Source organism: Streptomyces sp. B1866, assembly GCF_031932565.1.
Classification (GTDB): domain Bacteria; phylum Actinomycetota; class Actinomycetes; order Streptomycetales; family Streptomycetaceae; genus Streptomyces.
On the sequence record NZ_JAVSCF010000620.1, the window covers coordinates 1 to 439 of the forward strand.

Consider the following 439-nt stretch of genomic DNA (forward strand, 5'->3'; position numbering starts at 1 on the left):
ACCGGCCGCCGCACCGCGACGCGCTCCGGGCAGGGCCGCACCGGACGCCGCGGCCCTGCCCGCCGTGCAGGCGGCCCTCGCCGCCGAGCACGCGGCGGTGTACGGGTACGGGGTGGTCGGCGGCCGGGTCGGCGACGACCGGCTGGCCGACGCCCGCGACGCGTACGCCGCGCACCGGGCGCGGCGCGACGTGCTGGAGCGCACCGTGCGCGACCTCGACGGCAGGCCGGCGAGCGCCGCCCCGGCCTACGCGCTGCCCTTCCCGGTGCCCGACGCGGCCGCCGCGGTCCGGCTCGCCGCCGAGTTGGAGGACCGGGTCGCGGCGGTGTACGCCGACCTCGTACGGGCCGCGGAGGGCGGGCTGCGCCGCGAGGCGGCGGGCGCGCTGCGCGAGGCGGCGGTGCGGGCGGTGCGCTGGCGGGGCGGCGGCACGGCCTTC

Annotated in this window: 1 protein-coding gene; it reads left to right on the forward strand. The window is 83.4% G+C overall.

All coding sequences use genetic code 11. The features are described from left to right. Positions 1-55 precede the first annotated feature (55 nt). Positions 56-439: DUF4439 domain-containing protein (locus RKE29_RS30475; protein WP_312008918.1), on the forward strand; the 384-nt coding region annotated here is incomplete at its 3' end.